This is a genomic window from Demequina sediminis (assembly GCF_030296675.1).
Classification (GTDB): Bacteria; Actinomycetota; Actinomycetes; order Actinomycetales; family Demequinaceae; genus Demequina; species Demequina sediminis.
This window is the reverse complement of record NZ_AP027736.1, coordinates 1,917,802-1,933,789: the sequence shown is the minus strand read 5'-3', so window position 1 is coordinate 1,933,789 and position 15,988 is coordinate 1,917,802. Positions and strand designations below refer to the sequence as shown.

Genomic DNA, 15,988 nt, shown 5'->3' with positions numbered 1-15,988 from the left:
TATCCTCTCAACGTACATCCCGCGCGGATGAGAGCTCAGGTTTCCCCGTTGTACGCCGATACACGGGGGGATCGGCCGCTCGAATCCATGCACAGCGACGTCAGGGCTGTGCGGCGGCACGTGAGGGGAAGGTTTCATGCTCCAGAGGCTCGGTATTCGGGGAAAGCTCCTCGCCGTCGTCATGGTGCCCGTTCTCGTGCTGCTGTCGACGGTCGCGTACATCGGTCTGTCCGCCATCGGCGACTACCGCACGTCCGCGAACGCGCAGCAGCTCGTCGACACGCTCGGTGAGGCCCGCGAGACGCAGGACAGCCTGCAGCTCGAGCGTGAGGCCGCGCTGAACTTCGTGCACACGATCCAGGACTCGACGGAGAAGCTGGCCGTGGCGCGCGACGAGGTCACGACCCGCTACGACGCCCTCGCATCCGCGGCCGGACGCTCGGAGGACCCGCGTGCCGAGGGCATCCTGGCCGCCGCCACCGAGGCGGTCGGCGGCTCGGGCGACGCGATGCTGGCCGCACCGCGTGCCGTGAGCATCACCCCGGCGAGCGCGGCGGGTGAGTGGATCGGCCTGCCGACCACCGAGGAGACGGACGCGATGATCGCGGCGTATGACGCCGCCATCGAGCGTCTCGACGAGATCGCCGCTGGCACCCCCGACGAGCTCGACCTGCGCATCCCCCTCGCCGCGTTGTCGTACTCGATCGAGAACGAGCGCGTGTATGCGCGCACGATGTTCATTGACCCCGCGGAGTACAAGGCGACCCTCGAGACCACGTTCACGACCATCGACGAGGGCCTCGACGCCATCGCCGCCGCCGCCGACAAGGTCGCGGTGACCGATGAGAACGCGCAGGCGCTCGCCGCCGTCGCGACGGGTGCCGAGCTGCGCGACGCGCTCCCGCAGGTGCGCGAGGGCGTCATGTCGGGCCAGGCCTCCACGGCCACCGTCACGAACTTCTACACCGAGGTGATCGGCACCTTCGTCGCCGCAACCGACGCGGTCGCGATCGCCGTCCCCGACCGCGAGGTCGTGTCGACCCTGCAGGCGTATGGCGCGCTCGACCAGCTCATCGAGTCGATCCGCTACGAGGGCGACGTCTTCAACCGCCTCATCCGTCAGGGAACCTTCGTCACGGCGGAGATCGCCCAGACTCGTACGATCGTCGAGCGCACGCGTATCGCGCTTGAAGACGCGCAGGCCCGCGGCGCGGGTGTGTCGCCCGCGATCGAGGTGCCCGCGCTGGGTGCGTCCGGGGGCTCGACCGCGAACTCGTTCTCGACGCTCCAGAACCGCATCCTCAACGGACTCGACTCGTCGCTGGTGTCCGCGCGATCCGCCGACTGGCCCGCGAAGGTCGACGAGGAGGTCGCGCAGTACGCGCCCCTGCGTGATCAGGCGTGGGAGATGACCGAGGCTCGCGTCAACGAGACCACGTCGAGCGCGCTGACCCAGGCGATCGTCACTATCGCGATCGGCATCGCGGCGATCGTCGTCTCGCTCATCATTACGTTCGCCATCGCGCGCCGGATCGTCAACCCGCTTCGCCGCCTCACCACGACGGCGACCGCGGTCCGCGAGGAGCTCCCTCGCCTGGTGGAGCGCGTCGCCCAGCCCGGCGAGACCGTGGACGTGTCCGAGGTGCAGATCCCCGTCGAGACGCAGGACGAGGTGGGCCGCCTCGCAGAGGCGTTCAACGGCGTCAACGCCGCGACCATCGAGATCGCGCGTGAGCAGGCCGCCCTGCGTGGATCGATCTCCGAGATGTTCGTCAACGTCGCGCGCCGCGACCAGGTGCTGCTCAACCGCCAGCTCGCGAGCATCGACGAGATGGAGCGCACCGAGGACGACCCGAACCGCCTGACGCGCCTGTTTGCCCTCGACCACCTCGCGACCCGAATGCGTCGAAACTCCGAGTCGCTCCTGGTGCTCGCCGGCATCGACACGGGCCGTCGCCTGCGCAGGGCCATGCCGCTGTCCGACGTGGTTCGCACGGCATCGTCCGAGATCGAGTTGTACGAGAGGATCGACCTCGAGCTCATCGTCGACCCCGCGATGCTCGGCCACCAGGCCCTCACCGCGGCGCACCTGTTCGCGGAGCTGCTCGAGAACGCGACGGTGTTCTCCGACCCCGGCTCGCGCGTCGTCATCCGGACGGGCCGCACCGTGGACGGCTTCACCGTCGAGGTCATCGACTCCGGAATCGGCATGACGCCGGAGGAGCTCGCGGAGGCCAACGCCCGCGTCCAGTCCTCGGCGGCCTCCGAGATCCTGGGTGCGCAGCGCCTGGGCCTGTTCGTGGTCGGCCGCATTGCTCGCCGTATCGGCGCGCAGGTGGCGATCGCGTCGGAGGAGGGTCGCGGCACTGTCGCGACCGTGCTGCTGCCGTCCGCGCTCTTCGAGGCCGTTGACGACTCCGAGCCGGACGCACTTCCCGCCCCCTCTGCCCCGTCCGAGACGGCGGCACCCGCGCCCGCCATGCCGGAGCCGGCGGCACCCGCCGTGTCGGCCGCTGCGTCGCTCGTGCCTGCCGCGGACGCGTACGCTCCCGCCGCGATGGTCGAGGGCGCGAGCCTGTCCGGCCGCACGGTCGAGGAGGACGACGACTCGATCCCGATGCCGGCCGACATCGAGGCGCTGATCGCCGCGGACGCCTCCGCGGCGCCCGTCGCGACGCCGGTGTCGCACGCCGACCTCACCGAGGGTGTCTCGGGTGTCGGACTGCCGACCCGTCGTCGCCGCTCGCAGGACGACGACTCCGCGTCGGGCGAGGAGCGCAACGTCATCGGTCTGCCCGTGCGTGCCACGGCCGACCAGCTCAGCGCGCTCGAGGCGGAGCAGGCTGCGTTCACCCCCGCCGTGTCCGCCGCCGAGGTCGCTCCGCAGACGCCCGAGGAGCGCGCCTCCGTGTTCCGCGGGTTCCGCCCGCGTCGCGAGAGCGAGCCCGCGCCGACCACGGGCGCGGTCCCCGTCGTGCCGCCCGCCGCCGAGCCGACTCCCGAGGTCCACGAGTCCGGTCCCACGCCGGCCTCTGTGGGAGGGGCGTTCGCCGCGTTCGACGCGATCCGCCGCGCCGCCGCCGCTCAGCAGGAGGCATCGCAGCAGGCCGTGTCCGTCCCCGAGCCCGTCGCGGACGCCGAGCCCGTCGCGGACGCCGAGCCCGTCACGGATCTCCAGCCCGCGGCGGACGCCGAGCCCGCCGCCGACCCCGAGCCCGTCGTGGCCCCCGAGCCCGAGGCGCCGGCCCTGCCGACGTTCTCGATGCCCAAGCTGTCCACCTCCGAGATGCCGCTCGCGCCGCTCGCGCGCCGCAGCCCCGCTGTCGAGGAGCCCGCTGTCGAGGAGCCCGCGGCACGCGAGGTCGTGTCCGAGGACCCCCTGCTGCTCCCGCGTCGCCGTTCGCTCGCTCCCCCTATGGAGCGCCGTTCGCCGCCGCCGAGCCGGCCCTGCAGCCCGACGCTTTCGCCCCCTTCGACCCGGCCTCGATCCCGGGTCTCGAGCCCGACGAGCACGAGGTCGCGGCGCTCGCCGCCGACGAGCACGAGCCCGCTCCTGCCTCCGTGCCGGTGCTCGAGGACGATGCACCGGTTGCCACTCCCGAGCCCGAGCCCGTGGCCCTGCCCTGGGCCCAGGCCCCCGCGCCCGCGGCAATCGCCGAGCCCGTCTACGAGCCGGAGCCCGCGATGGAGGCCGCCGTCGAGCACGAGGAGGCGTCGGCCCGCGCACCGTGGCTCGATGCGGCCGCGTTCGCGACGGCCGCGGCGGCGGTCGCGGAGGCACCCGCGGAGCCCGCCCCGTATCAGCCGCTCGTGACCGGTCCCACGACGCCCGAGCCGCAGCCCGAGGCCGCTGCGGACGCCGGCGTCACCCAGGTGGCGCTGGGCGACCCGTACGGCTACGTCGCGCTGCACCCGAGCATGGACGACATCATCGCCCAGGCCTCGGGCGAGGAGGCCGGTCGCGCCGGGTTCTTCGGCCGGCTCTTTGGCCGTGGCCGCAAGGACGACGAGCCGTCGCCCGCATCGGCCATGCCCACCCGCGCACCGTTCGCCCCCATCTCGAACGAGCCCGTCGCACCCGCGCCCGCGGTCTCCGCGTTCGAGCCCGAGGCGACCGCTCCGACGGCGCCGGCGGCCTTCGCTCCCGCGCCGTATCTGCCCCCCACGCCCGCGCCGACACCGCCCCCGGCATCGTTCGCGCCGGAGCCCGGTGCACCCGTGGCGGAGCCCTTCGCGTTCACCCCCGCGCCAGCGGCACCCGAGCCCGCGCCGGCTCAGCCCGCGGCGTTCTCGCCCGAGCAGCTTGCCAACCCGCTCGGCTGGGAGGCCGCTGGCGCCTCGGCACTCGAGGCGGCGACGTTCGAGGCCGCCGCGACCACGTATGAGCCCAGGCTCGACACGGACCACCCGTCGGGTCGCTACCACGCGGACGAGGAGGCTGACCTCACGAGGTCGGTGTTCTCGGAGCTCAGCTCGCTGTCGGAGTCGCGCCCCAAGGTGGAGAAGACGCGCGCGGGACTGCAGAAGCGCCGCGCGGTGACCGAGAAGCCCGTCGAGGTCACCCCGATCGCCGAGGAGGTCACGCTGACCCCCAAGGACCGCGACGCGGAGGCCGTTCGCCACCGCTTCAGCAGCTTCTACTCGGGCACGCAGCGCGCCCGTTCCGACGTCGAGGAGCTCGAGCTGCGCTCGACTCCGCAGCCGGCGAACGAGTAGACCATGACCCTTATCGACCACACCCGCACGGCCCCGCAGGCCACCACCCTCAAGGAGTACTAGTGACCGCCCTCAGCACCGAGGCCACCAATTTCGGGTGGCTCCTGGACAACTTCGTCGAGTCCGTTCCCGGCACCCGCCACACGCTTGTGGTGAGCGCCGACGGCCTGCTCATGGCGATGTCGAAGAACCTGGACCGCACGGAGGGCGACACGCTCGCCGCGATCGTCGCGGGCATGTCGAGCCTCACGCGTGGCGCCGCGCGCCAGCTGCAGGCCGGCGAGGTGCGCCAGTCGATCGTCGAGATGGACGAGCTATTCCTGTTCCTCATGAGCGTGTCGAACGGCTCGGTGCTCGCGGTGGCCGCCGACTCGACGTGCGACGTGGGCCTCGTGGGCTATGAGATGACGCTGCTCGTGTCGCGCTTCGAGAACGCGCTCACGCCTCAGCTCATCACCGAGATGCGTCAGAACCTCCCGACGGACGGCCAGACGCGGGCCTAACCATGAGCGACGCGACGATGCCGCACGACGGCGAGGAGGAGGCCTACACCGTACGGCCGTACGCCGTGACGGGCGGGCGTGTCAGCGCCGCGAGCACGGACCTCCCGATGGAGGCGCTGGTCGAGACCACGACCGACACCAAGGCTTTGACGGGGCTCACCCCTGAGAAGAAGAAGATCCTGGAGCTCGCTTCAGGGGAGTACCAGTCCGTGGCCGAGCTGTCGGCCCACACCCGGCTTCCGCTGGGTGTGGTCCGGGTGCTGGTGACGGATCTTGCCGCAGTCAATTATCTGAAGATCCACGTGGGCGGAACCGCGCAGGATGAGTCGACTCACGACTCGTCCGGCGGACTGTCCCTGAGCCTCCTGGAGAGTGTCCTCGATGGCATCGCAGCCCTCTAACGCGGCGGTCGCCGCTCCCGCGGTCAACGCCGCGCCCACGGTCGTGAAGATTGTGATTGCAGGCGGTTTCGCCGTCGGCAAGACGACCTTCATCGGCTCCATCTCCGACATCGACCCGCTGAATACCGAGGCCGCCATGACCGAGCACTCGGTGGGCGTCGACGATGCGGGTGGCGTCACCGACCGCAAGACCACCACGACGGTCGCCATGGACTTTGGCCGCATCGCGCTGCCCGGGTCGCTGTGGCTCTACCTGTTCGGCACGCCGGGCCAGGATCGCTTCCTCTTCATGTGGGACGACCTGGTGCGCGGCGCGATCGGCGCCGTGGTGCTGGTCGACACCGAGCGTCTCGATCAGTGCTTCCCCGCGGTCGACTACTTCGAGGGCCGGGGCATCCCGTTCGTCGTGTGCGTCAACTGCTTCGACGGCGTGGCGCGCCACACCCTCGAGGACGTCCGCGAGGCGCTCGGCATCCCGGACGACGTCCCGGTGATGTACACCGACGCCCGTGAGAAGGCCGCGACCAAGCAGGCCCTCATTTCGGTGGTGCAGCTCGCGATGCGTCGCATCAAGGACCGCTGACCACCACCATGAACGGGGAGCGCCCCCGCATCCGGGCTGAGGCCGGTTGCGGGGGCGCTCCCGTGTCCGGCGCTACCCTTGCACAGTGATCTACGTCGATGGCTCGGCCCTGTGCAGGTTCCTGCCGGGCGTGCGCTACTTCGACGAGTTCAACGACTTCGCGGTCCCGCGCATCGGGGAGCTCGCGACCACCCAGCTGGGATTCACGGAGCTGCGCCAGGCCGCGGAGCTGTATCCGCGCGAGCAGAAGTCCAAGGCCTTCGACGTGGTCGAGATGGTGCGAGCGTCGATCCCCGTGATCCGGTTCTCGGAGCACAACATGTCGGTGTCGACGCATGCGGTTGCGGTGCTCAAGCCCTTCGCGGCGCTGCACCTGGGTGCGGCCGTCGCTCATCCCGAGATTCACGCGATCCTCACGTACGACGCGGAGCTCGCCCGGGCCTCCGAGCTCTACGAGCTGCAGGTGCTGAGCCCGGGCCTCGCTCCGGGCTGGCACAATGTCACCGGCGCCTAGGCGCCAAGGAGAGTTGACCGAGCGGCCGAAGGTGACAGTCTTGAAAACTGTTGAGGCGTAACCCGTCTCCGCGGGTTCGAATCCCGCACTCTCCGCTCAGTGTTCGGCCTGGCCCGTCGCGCGTGCCGCGTCGGGACCCAGCGGGAGGGCTTTTGCCCGCGCCACCCCGAGCCCGCTATCCTGGGCACCCTTGGAGACGTCGCATAGTCAGGTCTAGTGCGCGGTCCTGCTAAGACCGTGAGGGGCTTATACCTCCTCCGTGGGTTCAAATCCCACCGTCTCCGCTTCAGAAAGGCCCCTCCTCGGAGGGGCCTTTCGACTGCGTGAGGACGATGCTCCGATTCAGTCTCCCGGCAGCACGAGAGGACGGCCGGGAGACAGCGGCCGGTGCAGGTGGCGGTTGAGGAAGCCCCGTACGAGCCCTTCGAGGTCGACCGCGGTGCGGTCGAGCAGCCACTGCACCTGCAAGCCGTCGAGAAGGGCGATCACCTGCGCGGCGATCTCCTCGGGATCGGACTTGCGGCGCAGCTCTCCTCCTCTTCGAGCTCGCGCAGCGCGTCGATCAAGAGCTCGCGGAGCCACGCGTAGCGCTCGCGGAAGTACTCGTGGCCGGGGTGGTCGGGCGCGGTCGCGGCGGCGGACAGGATCGCGAAGAGCTTGACCGAACCCGGTGTCTCGCTCGAGAAGCGCGCGACGTCGATGAAGCCCTGGAGCAGGGCTCGGCCGTCCCGCTGCGCGGCGGGAAGCAGGTCAATCCCGAGGTCGTCGCGGTACCGCAGCGCGTCCACGAGGAGCAGCCGCTCGTCGGGATACCGCCGGCACAGCTCGTCGGGCTCAAGCCTCGCGCGACGGGCGATGCGCGCGAAGGAGCCGTCGCGATAGCCGTGCTCGCGAATCTCCTCGAGTGCCGCGGCGAGTACCGTGCGCTCGTCGTCGGCGAGGCTGAGGCGATCGCCGCCGGGCCCCTGAATGCTCACCTGCTGTGTCATGACCGCCTCCCGAACGTCGTTGTCCCGGTGTCTCGACTCTAGACCCGCGTGGTGGCGGTGATGCATCGTTGAGACGAGCGGCGCGAGCGTGCGCAACCACGCCTCGAGACCCTGTATAGTTGTGTCTCGGCTCGCAAGGGTCATGCGCCCGTAGCTCAACGGATAGAGCATCTGACTACGGATCAGAAGGTTGGGGGTTCGAATCCCTCCGGGCGCGCCACAGGCCGGACCTCAGGGTCCGGCCTTCGTCGTTTTCCGGGGCTTGCCAGGCGCTGAGGTACCCCCCAGGGTCTAGCGTGCGAGTTGTCAGCCCGGACGCCCGTCCTCGCTGCGGAAAGGCACTGCGATGGACTTCCTCTCTCACTTTGTGGACATCCTCCTGTGGTCGCTGTGGTTCGCGATCTGGATCTCCTTCATCTTCCTCGTCATCCGGTTTGTCATGGACATCTTCAGGGACGAGCAGCTCTCGGTCGCCGGCAAGATCGCGTGGACCCTGCTCCTGGTGGTCCTCCCGATCCTCGGCTCGCTCATCTACATCTTCGCGCGGGGCCGCGGGATGGCCGAGCGCGACCTCGTCGCCGCGAAGCAGGTGCGCGCCGCGCAGGTCGAGTACACGCGCGGCCTGATCGACGAGGCCGGACCGGCCGCGGAGATCAAGGCGGCCAAGGAGCTGCTCGACGCTGGCGCGATCTCCCAGGCGGAGTTCGACACGCTCAAGGCCCGCGCGCTCGCGTAGTCCTCACGCCTCCGTCACGGCGGTCTGGCCCTGCGGGGTCAGGCCGCCGTGTCGCGTCCGTCCTCGTCGAGCGCGAGCCGCGTGACCGTGTCGCCGGCGATCGCGACGACGGTGAGCGCCGCCTCGCGGCCGGGAGGCAAGAGTCTCACCGTGACCGTCTCGGTGGCATCGCCCAGGATCCGCGCGACGCGCGTCTCGACCCTCGCCATCGCGTCGCCGCCCGCGAGGCCGGTGCCGCGGTCGTCGAGGAGTGTCACGTCGACTCCCCTGCTCCGCGCGGCCGCGGCGGCGTCGAGCACGGCCGGGGTCGCGAGAGAGCGTCCGCGCACGCCGTCTCGTAGCCGCGCCTCGCCCTCGCGCCCCGCCGCGCGTTCCTGGTCTGTGAGCGGCTCGCCCGTGGCGATGCGTTCGAGGAGTGGCCTCGAGGCGACCGCGACCTCTGCGGCGCGCTGCAACCGCACCTGGCGCCCCGCCTCGGCGGCCGCCGCCGCTGCCGAGGCGTCGACGGAGCGCTCGGTCAGGGCGTTGATGCGATGCGCGGTGCGGCGCAGGCTCGCGACGAACAGCGTCGCGACCACCAGCAGCCCAAGCTGCGTGTCGACCATCATCACCCCCGTGAGCACCGAGCGTCCGGTGCTCACGGTCCACGCCGCCGTGATGGCGGTCATGAGGCCCGCGGCCATCCATGCGAATCCGGCCCGCCCGCGCAGGATGAGGAACCACAGCAGCCACGTGTTGGATCCCAGGTGCCACGAGGCACGTCCCGTCGGACCCTCGGTGGGCAGGCACCAGGAGATCAGCGCGGTCGACACGATCACCGCCCCGATCACGAGCAACGAGTCTCGCAAGGGGAACGGGTCGGGATGGGGGCGCGCGAGCAGCACGCCGGCGGCGGAGACGATGACCGCGGCCACGTAGGCGGGCCAGGCCACCGACAGCGTGTCGATCGTGGTGACGGTGAAGACGATGTTGGTGACGACGAAGACGCCGAGAATGAGCGCGGCACCCTCCGACCGCAGCGCGAGGAGCCTACTGACGTCCACCGTGCGCGAGGCCTGAGGCGCCGTCACGCGATCCGCCCGACTCACGGCCTGCTCCACGCGAGCGTCACGGTGGTTCCCGTGCCGGGGCTTGAGCTGATCTCAGCGTCTCCGCCCGCGACGGCGCGCATGCGCTCGAGGATGCTCACGCGGATGCCGAGCCGTCGCTGGGAGACCTTGGCGGGGGAGAATCCTGGCCCCTGATCGGACACCACCACGCGGGCCGTGGAGTCGTCGACATCGATCTCCACGCGCGCGCCGCAGTCGGGACCGGCGTGGCCGAGCGCGTTGCGCATGGCCTCCGCCGTCGCCTCGGCGAAGGCGGCCACGACCCCGGCGGGAAGCGGCGACTCGCCGTCGACGGCGTACCGCACGGGGACCTCGGGTGCGAGCGCCGCCGCGGTCGAACGCACGACCGCGACGAATTCTTCGGGATCGTAGTCGCGCGACTCGCTGCGCCCGCTCGCGAGCGTCTCGACGCGCGTGATCGCGCGTCGCGCCTGGTCGGCGAGCTCCGCGGGTGGCGTGACGCGCGAGGCGGCAAGCAGGACCGACATCACGTCGTCGTGCACGATCGCATTGATACGGGTCTGCTCGGCCTCGCGCGTGCGCCGCGTGGCCTCGAGGGCGGCCTGTTCGCGCGCGTGCTCGGCCGCGGCGTCCTGGCGATCGCCAGCGGCGATGAGGGCCACGGACACCCCTGTGACGATCAGGCAGAAGATCACCGCCCCCAGGCCGTCGAGGACGGCCTCGAGCGCGGCATCGTCCCTCACCTGGACCTGCACCATTGCGACCACCGGGCCCTGGAGCAACGGGAACAGCCACACGAGGGGTCGCGGCCACGCGATCGCGAGCGCGGTCGCATGGATCGCGGTCACGCCTTGGAGCCATGGCGTGGTGTCGTCCGCGAGGACGTCGTCGATCATGAAGGCGGGCCACGCCACCTGGATCGCGAGGAACGCCAGCGACGTGCCGCCCGCGAGGCCCAGCAGCGGACGGATCGGCATGGTGCGCGACAGCACGGGGTACACCACGGGGATCCCCACACCCACCACGACCGTGGCGATGCCGAACGGCGAGCGGAGCTGGCCGATCTGCGCGAGGAAGCCCGAGCCGCCGGTGGCCATCAGCGCCCCGAAGATGAGTCCGCCGATGCCGAGCGCGAAGAGCAGGGTGCGCTGAATGCGCTCGCGTGCCGGATGCTCGGCGACGGTCACTGAGGTCCCTCGAGAAGACCGTCCTCGAGGGCACGCTTGTACAGGTCGACGCGAGACTGTGCGGGGCGGCCCGCGTCGGCGTACTTGCGGCGGATCCTGCTCACGTAGTCGGCCACCGTCTCGCGCGACACTCCCAGGTGACGCGCGACCGAAGAGGCGGTGAGGCCCGAGGCGTACAGCGACAGGATCTCGCGTTCGCGCGCGCTGAGCCTGGCGTCCGCGATCGAGTCGTCGGAGTCGATCGCGGCGGCCCAGTCGGTGCCGAACACCTCCTGGCCCGCGGCAGCCGTGCGAATCGCGTCGAGAAGGACGTCGGGTTCGGAGGATTTCCGAATGAGGCCCAGCGCCCCGGCCCGCGCGGCCGACTGGATGAGGCGCCGGTCCTCGCCTCCGGTGTAGATGAGCACGTGCGCGCCCAGCGCGTGTATCGCGGCGATGTTGGACTCGGGTGTCGACCCGTCCGCGAGACGCAGGTCGAGCACCACGAGATCGAGGGTGCGGCCCAGGCCGGGCAGCGCATCGACGGTCTCGACGAGTCCCGCGAGATCGAGATCGGGCGTCCCCTCGACCAGGTCCCGGAAGCCCAAGGAGATCAGCGCGTGGTCCTCGACCAAAGCGATGACCCGGCGTGCGGACGCTGCGGCCACGGTTCACCCCCTTCTACGAGACCGAATCCTAGTCGATTCTCGGTCGTCATCCCTGGATGAAGGCGTATTCGAGGTGGTGCCCCCATAAATGGGGGCTTGAGCGGGGTGCGCGCCGGTGGGAGTTTCTTCGTGAGGTACACGCGGGAGGTGGAGAGGGGTTCGAGTGGTGGGCTGGTCGAGTGAGTCAGTGGCACTCGTCGTCACCGGGGGTTGCTCGCACTCGTCGTCATCACCTCTCTTCACCCCCGCGTGGCCCTGACGCCAGGCTCGAGGATCGTGTTCCTCGCCGGCGCCGTGGCCTTCGTGGGCTTTGCACTCGTCGCCGAGTACGTGGTCGACGTCACCGTCCCGCCCGTGGTGCTGGCGCTGCCGGTGCTGCCGCTTGCGGTGGGCGCCGTGCTGATTCGCGCTGCCGTGAGCGAGCCGCGGGGTGCGCGGCAGGCTCCCGCCGCGAGCGTGCCTGCACGACCGGCCGTCGAGTTCCCGGTCGCGCCCGCGCCGTTCGGCGCGCAGGGTCCGGGCGCGGAGCGACTCCTCGCGTCGAGCCCCTATGCGACGCCCTCCGAGCTGTCCGAGCTCGCGTATGGACACCCCGAGCTGCGCACCGCGATCGCCGCGAACCCGTCGTCACCCGCGAGCCTCCTGCAGTGGCTCACCGAGCAGGGCGAGCCCGCGGTGCTTGCCGCGATCTCCGCACGCGGGCGCCTGCTGGGCTAACAGCCCGCTGCGTCACCAGGGGGCGCCGCGCTCACTCCGGTGACGCGGTCCCGGCCTCGAAGGACCCGGTCCACGCCTGCGCGGAGGTGACCACGCACACGGCAGTGCGATCGCCCGCCTCCCACGTCTCACGCGACGGCGCCCACACGCGCCACGCGAGGCCGTCGACCACGCCCGCCGCGGCATCGTCCGCCTCCTCGCGCAGCAACGCGACCCGACCGGCGCAGAACTCCTGCGAGCGCGTCGCGATGGTCCCGGCTCCGATCCACTCGGGCTCGGTGAACGTCAGCGCGGCAATGGTCTCGGCACGGTGCGGCTCGGCGCACGGCACGGCCATGACCTCGCCCACCGTGGCGCCGTCACCCGGCACATCCTCGAGGCACAGGCCCTCGACCACCGCCATGCCCGACACCGCGCCCGTCGCCCCGCGCTGCACCGGCTCGATCGACCGCGCGCCTGCCTCGAGCACGACGTCGGCAACCACCCCACCCGCGATCGCGAGCGCGGTCGCGCCGCCGAGCATCCATGCGAGCACCACTCCGCGCCGGCTCCGCTTGCGTGGGCGCGCGGGTGCCCCACCGTCGAGGAGCGCCGATGCCGGGGCGGCGGCCTCCGCCGATCGGGTCGGGCGCACGGGGGCCGTCCCGAGGGCGGGCGGGGGTGCGAAGTCGTCGCTCATGCTCACGCGTCCGCGAAGTCGATGACGACGGGCACGTGGTCGGACGCGCCCTTGCCCTTGCGCTCGTCGCGCACGATGCTGCCGGCCGTCGCGCGAGCGGCCAGCGGCGCGGAGGCGTAGACGAAGTCGATCCGCATCCCCTCGCCCTTGGGGAAGCGCAGCTGCTTGTAGTCCCAGAAGGTGTACGTGCGCTCCGCGGGCAGGAAGCGGCGCGAGAGCTCAACGTAGCCGGCGTCCTCGAACGCGTGGAAGGCCGCGCGGGCCTCGGGCGTCACGTGAGTGACGGCCTCGGAGTCCTCCTCCGACCAGATGTCGGTGGGTAGCGGCGCGACGTTGAAGTCGCCCACGAGGGCGGTGGGGGAGTCGGCCCACGTGGAGGCCGCGTCGCGCAGCCGCGCGAGGAAGTCGAGCTTGTACGTGTAGTGGGGATCCGCGAGGCCGCGCCCGTTGGGGACGTACAGGCTCCACACCCGCACGCCGCCGCATGTGGCGCCCAGGGCGCGCGCCTCGACGATGGGATCGACGCCGGCCTTGTCGAAGCCCGGCTGAGCGGGGAACGCGCTCTCGACGTCGGCGAGACCGACCCTCGACGCGATCGCGACGCCGTTCCATTGGTTGAGACCGTGGATCGCGAGCTCGTAGCCGGAGGCCTCGAAGGCCTCGCGCGGAAACTGCTCGGGCTTGCACTTGATCTCTTGCATCGCGAGCACGTCCGTCTCGGACCGCTCGAGCCAGTCGACCACGCGGTCGACTCGCGCGCGGATGGAGTTCACGTTCCAGGTGGCGAGGCGCATGGAGCCAACCTACCGGCGCGCGCGCCGCCGGTAGGTTGGAGCCATGGCCATCGCACTCGTCACTGGAGCATCCGCCGGACTGGGCGAGGAGTTCGCGTGGCAGCTCGCCACCGCCGGCCACGACGTGGTGTTGGTCGCCCGTTCGCGCGACCGGCTCAGCGAGGTCGCCCACCTCGTGCGATCCGCGACGGGGAGATCCGCCGAGGTCATGGCGGCGGACCTGTCGACCGACGACGGCCGCGAGGCGGTGGCCGCCCGGCTGTCCGCGACGGACCGCCCGGTCAGCCTGCTCGTCAACAACGCCGGGCACGGCATCGGCGCCCCCTTCACCGCCTCGACGTGGGACCAGGAGCGCGCCCTGCTCGACGTCCACGTGACCGCGCCGCTGCGCCTCACGCACGCCGTGCTGCCCGGCATGATCGCGCGCGGCCACGGCGCCGTGGTCAACGTCGCATCGATCGCGGCACACCTGTCGAACAGCACGTATGCCGCCCACAAGCGGTGGGCCGTCGAGTTCACGCAGGCGCTCGCGGGCCAACTCGCGGGCACGGGAGTGACCGCCACCGCGGTGCTCCCCGGCCTGGTGCGGACGCGCTTTCACGACGCGGCCTCGCTGCGGCACATGCGCGACGAGTTCCCCGACGCCGCGTGGCTCGACCCCGAGCAGGTCGTGACCGCCGCGCTCGCCGCGGTGCGCCGCGGCCAGACCGTCGTGACCCCCTCGGCACGGTACGCGGTCGCGGGAGCGCTGCTCGGCGTCCTTCCCGGTCGCCTCACGCGGGGGCGCCGCAGCCAGCAGCGGGACTGAGCCGCCGCTCACCGTCCGCGCGACCGACGCCACTAGTCTGGGCGCCATGACCACCGGAATCGCCCTCACGGGAACGCCGCGCGAGCAGCTGCGCGACCTCATCACGGAGCTGGCCGTCGTGCGCGGCCGCATCACCCTCGCGTCGGGCCGCGAGGCCGACTACTACGTGGACCTGCGGCGCATCACGCTGCACCACCGCGCGGCCCCGCTCGTGGGGCACGTCCTGCTCGACGCTCTCGAGGAGGCCGGGTACGGCCCCGCCGACATCGACGCCGTGGGCGGGCTCACGCTGGGCGCGGATCCCGTCGCGACCGCGCTGCTGCACGCCGCCGCATCGCGCGGCCTCGACCTCGACGCCTTCGTGGTGCGCAAGGAGTCGAAGGCGCACGGACTGCAGCGCCGCATCGAGGGACCCGACGTCGCCGGCCGGCGCGTCGTCGCCGTCGAGGACACCTCGACCACGGGCGGCTCGGTGCTGACGGCGGTCGAGGCGCTCCGCGAGGCGGGTGCGGAGGTGGTCGCCGTGGCCGTGATCGTCGACCGCGCGACCGGAGCGCGCGAGGTCATCGAGGAGGCGGGCCTTCCCTATCTCGCGCTCTACGGCCTCGAGGACCTGGGCCTCCAGTAGGAACGATGCCGGGCGCACCTGCTGGCGCCCGGCGCCGCCCGCTAGGGTGAGCCCCATGCGCACGCTGATGTCGATGAGGGTGGGCACCGGCGTGCTGGCGAGCATGGTGGCTATCGCCCTCGTCTCGGGCGCCCTGCCGGCGGTCCCCGCGGTCATCATCGCGGGGGTCGCGTTCGTGGTGCTCGGCGGGTGGGAGGCGTACTCCGCGTACACGCACCGCGACCAGGCCGAGAAGTTCGCGCGGGCGCACGGCTGGGAGCACGTGCCGCGCACGGCCGCGTACTCGACGCGCTTCACCGGCATGCCGTTCGACCTGGTGGGTGACTCGGTGCGCCAAGAAGACGTGCTGCGCGGCACCTATGCCGGGCTGCGGTGCGCCGCCTTCACCCACGTGGTCGAGACCACGCGTCAGGGTGAGAGCGCGGTCGTGCAGTCCTTCCACGTGACGCTCGCGGAGCTGCCGGTCGCGCTGCCGCGCCTCGACATCGTCCCCGAGAACCTCGCCCATCACGTCGCCCAGGCCCTCGGCGGCATTGACATCGAGGTCGAGTCTCATGAGTTCAACGCCCGCTGGCGCGTGATCGCCCGCGACCGTAAGTACGGCCACGACGTGATCGACCCGCGGATGATCGAGCGGCTCCTCGCGTGGGACGCGCACGGCAGGTCGATCCGCATCGATGGAGGCGCGGTGATGGTGTGGGGGCCGGGCCGCGAGGCCGTCGACACGCTCGCCAAGCGGCTCGACGTCGTGGTGGGCGTCGCGCGCCGCATCCCGGCCCACGTGCTGCGCCGCTACGAGGAACAGGGCCACGCGATGCGCGAGCCGGACGCCCCGCTCACGGGCCCGGACTGGGCCACCACCCCAGGCGCCCTGACCTCTCGCCGGTACACCGGCATCGGCGCGGAGGACGAGCCACTCAACCCGTGGCGCGATCCCGAGGAAAACCCCTCGTCTGGCGCGTGAGGGTGCCGCGCGCGGACGTTCCTCGCTAGAGTCGCGAGAGACGTCAGGAGAG

17 protein-coding genes and 3 tRNA genes are annotated in these 15,988 nt (G+C 71.5%); 13 read left to right on the top strand and 7 right to left on the bottom strand.

Annotation, left to right across the window (positions count from 1 at the left end; translation table 11 throughout):
- The first annotated feature begins 136 nt into the window (after positions 1-136).
- The 7 genes from QUE44_RS09895 to QUE44_RS09865 all read left to right on the top strand — a co-directional run bounded on the left by QUE44_RS09895 (position 137) and on the right by QUE44_RS09865 (position 7,001).
- Positions 137-3,814, top strand: a complete 3,678-nt coding sequence (locus QUE44_RS09895) for a sensor histidine kinase (protein WP_286214356.1) — start codon at positions 137-139, stop codon at positions 3,812-3,814.
- Positions 3,815-4,778: 964 nt separating this feature from the next.
- Positions 4,779-5,219 carry a roadblock/LC7 domain-containing protein gene (locus QUE44_RS09890; protein ID WP_286214355.1) on the top strand — a complete coding sequence of 147 codons (441 nt, stop codon included), beginning with the start codon at positions 4,779-4,781 and terminating at the stop codon, positions 5,217-5,219.
- 2 nt (positions 5,220-5,221) lie between these two features.
- Positions 5,222-5,620, top strand: coding sequence for a DUF742 domain-containing protein (locus QUE44_RS09885; protein WP_286214354.1), 399 nt, complete (start codon positions 5,222-5,224; stop codon positions 5,618-5,620).
- Positions 5,601-6,203: a GTP-binding protein gene (locus QUE44_RS09880; protein ID WP_286214352.1), complete on the top strand. Its 603-nt coding sequence runs from the start codon at positions 5,601-5,603 to the stop codon at positions 6,201-6,203. Before QUE44_RS09885 ends, QUE44_RS09880 begins: the two co-directional genes overlap by 20 nt.
- Positions 6,204-6,288: 85 nt before the next feature.
- Entirely contained in the window at positions 6,289-6,717 is a 429-nt protein-coding gene (locus tag QUE44_RS09875) for a hypothetical protein (protein ID WP_286214350.1), read from the top strand.
- 7 nt (positions 6,718-6,724) lie between these two features.
- Positions 6,725-6,812: transfer RNA gene (locus tag QUE44_RS09870), tRNA-Ser, on the top strand.
- Positions 6,813-6,909: 97 nt separating this feature from the next.
- Positions 6,910-7,001 (top strand) — tRNA-Ser (locus tag QUE44_RS09865).
- Between the two features lie 58 nt (positions 7,002-7,059).
- Here QUE44_RS09865 and QUE44_RS09860 read toward each other — a convergent pair.
- Together QUE44_RS09860 and QUE44_RS09855 are read right to left on the bottom strand one after the other, a co-directional pair.
- The gene (locus QUE44_RS09860; protein WP_286214349.1) at positions 7,060-7,299 is read right to left on the bottom strand and encodes a TetR family transcriptional regulator C-terminal domain-containing protein; all 240 of its coding nucleotides are present in this window, start codon (positions 7,297-7,299) and stop codon (positions 7,060-7,062) included.
- The gene (locus QUE44_RS09855; RefSeq protein ID WP_286214348.1) at positions 7,203-7,706 is read right to left on the bottom strand and encodes a hypothetical protein; all 504 of its coding nucleotides are present in this window, start codon (positions 7,704-7,706) and stop codon (positions 7,203-7,205) included. Before QUE44_RS09855 ends, QUE44_RS09860 begins: the two co-directional genes overlap by 97 nt.
- A gap of 144 nt (positions 7,707-7,850) precedes the next feature.
- Between QUE44_RS09855 and QUE44_RS09850 the strand changes: the two genes are divergently transcribed.
- Positions 7,851-7,926: transfer RNA gene (locus QUE44_RS09850), tRNA-Arg, on the top strand.
- A gap of 126 nt (positions 7,927-8,052) precedes the next feature.
- Positions 8,053-8,442: an SHOCT domain-containing protein gene (locus QUE44_RS09845; RefSeq protein WP_286214347.1), complete on the top strand. Its 390-nt coding sequence runs from the start codon at positions 8,053-8,055 to the stop codon at positions 8,440-8,442.
- 38 nt (positions 8,443-8,480) lie between these two features.
- Here QUE44_RS09845 and QUE44_RS09840 read toward each other — a convergent pair whose 3' ends face one another.
- The 3 genes from QUE44_RS09840 to QUE44_RS09830 are packed head-to-tail and all read right to left on the bottom strand — an operon-like array spanning position 8,481 to position 11,346.
- Positions 8,481-9,530, bottom strand: coding sequence for a DUF8320 family protein (locus tag QUE44_RS09840; RefSeq protein ID WP_286214346.1), 1,050 nt, complete (start codon positions 9,528-9,530; stop codon positions 8,481-8,483).
- Positions 9,527-10,699, bottom strand: coding sequence for a sensor histidine kinase (locus QUE44_RS09835; RefSeq protein ID WP_286214345.1), 1,173 nt, complete (start codon positions 10,697-10,699; stop codon positions 9,527-9,529). Before QUE44_RS09835 ends, QUE44_RS09840 begins: the two co-directional genes overlap by 4 nt.
- Entirely contained in the window at positions 10,696-11,346 is a 651-nt protein-coding gene (locus QUE44_RS09830; protein ID WP_286214344.1) for a response regulator transcription factor, read from the bottom strand. Before QUE44_RS09830 ends, QUE44_RS09835 begins: the two co-directional genes overlap by 4 nt.
- A 276-nt stretch (positions 11,347-11,622) precedes the next feature.
- On the opposite strand from QUE44_RS09830, the gene QUE44_RS09825 reads away from it, so the two are divergent.
- Positions 11,623-12,063 (top strand): variant leucine-rich repeat-containing protein, encoded by a 441-nt coding sequence (locus QUE44_RS09825; RefSeq protein ID WP_286214343.1) that lies wholly within the window; start codon positions 11,623-11,625, stop codon positions 12,061-12,063.
- 31 nt (positions 12,064-12,094) lie between these two features.
- On the opposite strand, the gene QUE44_RS09820 is transcribed toward QUE44_RS09825, so the two are convergent.
- Both QUE44_RS09820 and QUE44_RS09815 read right to left on the bottom strand, forming a co-directional pair.
- Complete coding sequence (locus QUE44_RS09820; RefSeq protein ID WP_286214342.1) at positions 12,095-12,742, bottom strand: septum formation family protein; 648 nt, start codon at positions 12,740-12,742, stop codon at positions 12,095-12,097.
- 2 nt (positions 12,743-12,744) lie between these two features.
- Positions 12,745-13,536, bottom strand: coding sequence for an exodeoxyribonuclease III (locus tag QUE44_RS09815; protein ID WP_286214341.1), 792 nt, complete (start codon positions 13,534-13,536; stop codon positions 12,745-12,747).
- Positions 13,537-13,579: 43 nt separating this feature from the next.
- On the opposite strand from QUE44_RS09815, the gene QUE44_RS09810 reads away from it, so the two are divergent.
- Genes QUE44_RS09810 through QUE44_RS09800 form a run of 3 tightly spaced genes read left to right on the top strand, consistent with a single transcriptional unit; the run spans position 13,580 to position 15,936 of the window.
- Positions 13,580-14,344 carry an SDR family NAD(P)-dependent oxidoreductase gene (locus QUE44_RS09810; protein WP_286214340.1) on the top strand — a complete coding sequence of 255 codons (765 nt, stop codon included), beginning with the start codon at positions 13,580-13,582 and terminating at the stop codon, positions 14,342-14,344.
- Positions 14,345-14,390: 46 nt separating this feature from the next.
- Positions 14,391-14,972 carry an orotate phosphoribosyltransferase gene (pyrE, locus tag QUE44_RS09805; RefSeq protein WP_286214339.1) on the top strand — a complete coding sequence of 194 codons (582 nt, stop codon included), beginning with the start codon at positions 14,391-14,393 and terminating at the stop codon, positions 14,970-14,972.
- 55 nt (positions 14,973-15,027) lie between these two features.
- Positions 15,028-15,936 (top strand): hypothetical protein, encoded by a 909-nt coding sequence (locus QUE44_RS09800; RefSeq protein ID WP_286214338.1) that lies wholly within the window; start codon positions 15,028-15,030, stop codon positions 15,934-15,936.
- The last annotated feature ends 52 nt before the right edge of the window (positions 15,937-15,988 follow it).